This window comes from Candidatus Cardinium sp. cBcalN2, assembly GCF_022810445.1.
GTDB lineage: Bacteria > Bacteroidota > Bacteroidia > Cytophagales > Amoebophilaceae > Cardinium.
Window position 1 is genome coordinate 1 of sequence record NZ_JAACGD010000137.1, and the last position, 3,794, is coordinate 3,794.

The 3,794-nt window shown below is 35.6% G+C and carries 3 protein-coding genes; 1 reads left to right on the forward strand and 2 read right to left on the reverse strand.

Features of this window, described 5'->3' with window-relative positions; all coding sequences use genetic code 11:
- Positions 1-482, reverse strand: a 482-nt coding sequence (locus tag MUW74_RS03895; protein WP_243553082.1) for a hypothetical protein, incomplete at its 3' end; no start/stop codon positions are given.
- An 80-nt stretch (positions 483-562) separates the two neighbouring features.
- On the opposite strand from MUW74_RS03895, the gene MUW74_RS03900 reads away from it, so the two are divergent.
- Complete coding sequence (locus MUW74_RS03900; protein ID WP_243518927.1) at positions 563-2,401, forward strand: type IV secretory system conjugative DNA transfer family protein; 1,839 nt, start codon at positions 563-565, stop codon at positions 2,399-2,401.
- A gap of 23 nt (positions 2,402-2,424) precedes the next feature.
- Here MUW74_RS03900 and MUW74_RS03905 read toward each other — a convergent pair whose 3' ends face one another.
- Entirely contained in the window at positions 2,425-3,432 is a 1,008-nt protein-coding gene (locus tag MUW74_RS03905) for an Rpn family recombination-promoting nuclease/putative transposase (RefSeq protein ID WP_243518925.1), read from the reverse strand.
- Positions 3,433-3,794: the final 362 nt, after the last annotated feature.

Consider the following 3,794-nt stretch of genomic DNA (forward strand, 5'->3'; position numbering starts at 1 on the left):
TTTTTATTGAAATAAAAAGTATAATGGGCTTCTAAGATTACTCTGATATCCCACCCATTCCGGTTTGGTAATCCAAAAATAATAGCCTGATAAGGGCCATATTCTATAATAGGGCCTAAGGATAAACTGATGTAGTGGTGTGCATAAGCACTAAAAAATGTATGGAAAAAATATGGTGCAATAGTCCATCGAATGTGTCGTTTATAGCTAAATTTAACTGGTGAAATGCCTCCACTAAAGCGTAAGGCTATAGATGGGTTCAGATGCATATGATAGTATATACCATACCCTAACTGATCATCAGGCATTCTGTTCCAGAACATACCTACAGACCTACAACCTTCTGTATGCCTTAAAAAAGGTACTTTCTCTTCTTTTACATGACTAACTGTGTAATTAGTATGATTTGCTAAATCTTCTTTGCCCTGCAAAGGAGTATAAAACATTAAAAGTAGTATAAATATTTTATAAAAGTATTGCATATTTATAAAAATTTATGTATTATATAAAATCTTTTTGAAAAAAGCAATAGATTTAAAATTATTTTTGCTTATTTTTATAAATGACGCAACCTATTCATCTACTATTTACCTTGCTCCTCTTCTATCAGTTACTCTTTTACCTACACCTACTCTATTTAAATGATATAGCACTTATACCTGATGCGTTATCTACATTCCTGTCTTATTGTATAACTGTGCAGCATAATTGGATGGTGAATAGCCTATACCTACTATGTTTACTTCATTATCAATATGATAAAGTCATTAGCTTTATTGAAAGATTTAAACAAAAATGGCACTCCAACAGTTTGTTGGTGCTAGGTTGGGCGATGTGTTGCTGTTATTATGTAATCTATTACCCTATATTTTGGGTAAAAGGCAGTTTCCATAGCTGGTTATATCCTTTGCTGTTTACGTTAGTTACCTTGCTGATTCCATTTGATAACGATGAAGACCATTTTCAATTGATCAATCCTACTAAGACGCAAAACAGCGAAAAGAGTATCACATTACCTGCATACAATGGACAACTACCCATTAATAACCCACAAAGGGGTATATATATTTTAGGCAACCAAGGTAGTGGCAAAACACGCTATGTATTAGAGCCTATTCTATACGCATTAATCAAAAAAGGTTATGCTGGCATCATCTACGACTATGACTTTGAAGGAAGGCCGACTGCACCTGATCATAACTACTGTCTTACCAAATTCGCTTTTAATTGTTTTTTAAAGTTCTGTGATGCTACTAAATTTCAATTCCATAGCATTAACTTTACTTCTCTTAAACATAGTACACGCGTCAACCCTATTGCGCCAAGATATATTCTAAACAGGGCCTATTTGGAGGAATACACCAGTGTACTATTACATAACCTGACTCCAGATAAAAAAGATGATTTTTGGAACCTAAGTACCAAAGCATTGCTAAAAGGGATGATTGTTTTTTTGGCTAATAGAAGACCTAGATGCTGTACCTTACCGCATGTTTTAGCACTGGCTACCAAACCTATTGCTAGTATACTGCAATTGATTGAAAAAGATGACGAAGCGGCTAGTTACGCTAGTTCTATATTAGATGCCTTTAAGGGTGGAGAAAAAACAGCTGGTCAATTGGTGGGTGTTATAGCTACCTTTAAAACGAACTTGCAAATTCTTTTAAATAAGGATTTATTTTGGGTCTTAAGCGGGGATGATTTAGACTTAACCATCAATGATAGCGGGAAGCCAACGATCTTGTCTATAGGTAATCATCCATCTGCTAAATCTGCCTTCTCACCGGTTATCTCGCTATTGCTAACGGTTTGCTTTAAAGCTATGTATGGCCATAATAGAACCAAAAGTTTTGTAGCCATAGATGAATTGCCCACATTATTTATTCCAGGGTTAGCAGAACTACCAGCTACTGCTAGAAAATATGGCATTAGCACAGTGGCTTGCGTTCAGTCCAATGCACAACTAGAACATACCTACGGCAGCATAGGGGCTAAACGCATACAGGATACCTTCGTCAATAAGATTATTGGTAATGTAGAAGGGACGTCTGCTGACTGGGCCAGTCATCTAATGGGAAAAAAGGACAAAAAGGTGGTTTCTTCTTCTACTTCAACGAGTCGTTACCAAAGTGGCCGTACAGAAACGGATGGAGAGGGTACCCATATACAAGAAAAACCTATCCTTTCCCCGCAAGATTTTATGAATTTTAAAGTGGGAACTTTTGCTGGAAGAGTAGTGGAGAGTAATCAAGCCTTTTTTAAATTTAATTTAAAAAAGGTAAGTAGTTTTGATGAAAAGTTTGAAAATCAGAAACTTCAAGATTTAAAAGAAACTCATCAATACGTGGATATAGAGGAGAATTTTAAAAGAATACACCAAGAAATCGACGTTTTATTATAGGTAGGCGCTCATAAAACACCTACCTAAGCAAGGCCCTTAAGCTGAGAACGAGATAGACCGGTTAACCGAAGAACCCTTTCTACCGATTCGCCTTCAGATAACAGGACTCTAGCTATTTCTAGTTTGCCCTCTAGTTTGCCCTCTAGTTTGCCCTCTAGTTTGCCCTCTAGTTTGCCCTCTAGTTTGCCCTCTAGTTTGCCCTTCTCTTGGCCAATTTGGATGCCCATTAGTTTTCCCTTTTTTTGACCAATTTGGATACCTTCTTCTCTATATTTTTGTGCTATAGTTCTCATAATATCTTCTTTATCTTGTTCAGGTAAATGTTGATCAATGATTCTTTCTAAATCTTGCTGTTTATCTTCAGGTAATTTGCTGTCAGTATACCATAAGAAATTTTTAATATAAATATAGCCTTTTTCTTTGTCAAGTAGAATATAAGGTTTAAAATTTTGTAAAAATTCCTCCCATAGATTAAGCATGTCTCTCTGATAAATATGTTTCATAACATATTCAAGCATCCCTACATATTTCTTTTGCTTGATATCATCATCTGACATGGACTGTAAATCTACCAGTTTATAGTCTCCACCCATAAGCTGCTTAGCAAGCTTTGGATCACTAAATAATGCCCATAAATTTTTTGGTGCATTAAAAGGTCTACTGCCATGGTAGAGCAGAATTGGTATGATAAGAGGCAATTTCTCTTTATCTTTTTTTTTATGGCGCTCACATAAACGAAGCATATATTGCCACAATTTCAGTGCAATCCAGTAATTAGGTGTTACCTCTGCCTCTATAAGTATGTAGACGAAGGCTTGGTCATTATCTTTCGTTAGTACTGAGTAGACCAGGTCACTTATGGATTTTCTGAGCTTATGTTCCACATAAGACTCTCTTTCAATAGTAATGCGGGTTAAATCCAACTTTTCTTTAACCTCTAATGGTAAATAATAGGCTAAAAACTCCTGAGCAGCTTCTTGTTGTGTTAGGATTTTTTTAACCAGTGCGTCATGTTTTAATCTGGTTGCCATGTGTTGTGTCTAAGGAAAAAGGAATTTAAACTTCATAAAATGGTGACTTGCAGATCGCACTGAAAAATGTGTAATGTAACCGACATTCCGCATAAGATTGTAGATTTTTATATTTACACTAATCTATAGTTCTAGATTTTCTTAGATTTTTGTTAATTTTTGACTCGGCCAAGAATCGATCGGTTAAATCTACAAGTATTTGTTGACTAGGATTCCAGTTAGCCTCTTGTTAATTTCTTTTTTCTTCTCTATTTTTCCTTTTTTAGTCCACTTCTATCAATCAATCAGTCAATAGCCCTACCCAGGCAGACTACTGCCTTAAGTTATACACTTTCATATTCCACATCATAAATAGCACAGGC